Source organism: Streptomyces sp. GC420, from assembly GCF_009916105.1.
Taxonomy (GTDB): domain Bacteria; phylum Actinomycetota; class Actinomycetes; order Streptomycetales; family Streptomycetaceae; genus Streptomyces.
The window spans coordinates 1-1,634 of sequence record NZ_JAAAXQ010000727.1; the positions used below are offsets into that span (position 1 = coordinate 1).

General features: G+C 73.0%; 1 protein-coding gene. It reads left to right on the top strand.

Annotation, left to right across the window (positions count from 1 at the left end):
- On the top strand, positions 1-1,634 hold a 1,634-nt coding region (locus GUY61_RS38175; protein ID WP_166634872.1), incomplete at both ends, for a MinD/ParA family protein.

Consider the following 1,634-nt stretch of genomic DNA (forward strand, 5'->3'; position numbering starts at 1 on the left):
GCCCAGCAGCACCCGCAGCCCGGCTACGGGTTCCCTCAGCCCGGTCAGCCGGGCGCGCAGCCGCCGGCTGCCCAAGCGCCCCAGCCGGCCCCTCCCGGGTACGGCTTCCCGCACCAGCAACAGCCCGGCCACCCCGCGACTCCGAGTGCCCCGCTGCCTCCGCAGGTCCCGCAGGCCCCCGCCGGGCAGGGGCCGCAGCCGCCGCAGCCCGGGTACGGCTTCCCGCACCAGCAGCAGCCCGGCCACGCACCCGCGCCCGCGCAGGCTCCGGTTGCGCCCGACTCCCCCGCCCAGCCGGGCGCCTACGGGTTCCCCCACCAGGGACAGCAGCCGGGGCAGCCCGCGCAGCCTGGGCAGCCGACACCCCCGGCCGCGCCCGCCGCCCCCGTCGACCCGCGCACCGGCGCCGCGTGGCCCACCGTCACGCCGGATCAGCGTCAGCGGACCGTCCAGGGAGCGCCGCTCGGCTACACGGCGGCCGTCGAGCTGTCGTCGGACCGGTTGATGCGCGGCAAGCAGAAGGCGAAGAGCAGCCGCAACCCCTCCGGTGCCTCGCGGTTCAAGCTCGGCGGCAAGGCGGCCGAGGCCGAGCGGCAGCGGAAGCTCGAGCTGATCAGGACACCTGTCCTGTCCTGCTACCGGATCGCGGTGATCAGCCTCAAGGGTGGCGTCGGCAAGACCACGACGACGACCGCGCTCGGCGCGACCCTCGCCACCGAGCGGCAGGACAAGATCCTGGCGATCGACGCGAATCCGGACGCGGGGACCCTCGGCCGCCGCGTGCGCCGTGAGACCGGGGCGACCATTCGCGACCTGGTGCAGGCGATCCCGTACCTCAACAGCTACATGGACATTCGGCGGTTCACCTCCCAGGCGCCCTCCGGTCTGGAGATCATCGCCAACGACGTGGACCCCGCGGTCTCGACGACCTTCAACGACGAGGACTACCGGCGCGCGATAGACGTGCTGGGCAGGCAGTACCCGATCATCCTGACCGACTCGGGCACGGGCCTGCTCTACAGCGCCATGCGCGGCGTGCTCGACCTCGCCGACCAGCTGATCATCATCTCGACGCCCTCCGTGGACGGGGCGAGCAGCGCGAGCACCACCCTCGACTGGCTCTCCGCGCACGGGTACGCGGACCTGGTGCAGCGCAGCATCACGGTCATCTCGGGAGTCCGGGAGACCGGCAAGATGATCAAAGTCGAGGACATCGTGCAGCACTTCGAGACCCGCTGCCGCGGTGTCGTCGTGGTGCCGTTCGACGAGCACCTGGCGGCCGGTGCCGAGGTGGACCTCGACATGATGCGGCCGAAGACCCGTGAGGCGTACTTCAACCTCTCGGCGATGGTGGCCGAGGACTTCGCACGGGCCCAGCAGGCGCAAGGTCTGTGGATGGCGGACGGCAACAACCCACCGCCCCACATGGCGCCGCCGATGCCCGGGCAGCAGATGCCCGCCCCGCAGCCCGGTCCCGGCGGGCACGTGCCACAGCAGCCGTACCCTCAGCAGCCGTACCCCCCGCAGGCGCACCCCCAGGCTCCGCACGGACCGCAGGCACCGCACCCACAGGGCGCCCCGCAGCAGCCCGGCCCCCAGCAGCCGCATCAGCAACCGCATCAGCAGCCCCACCC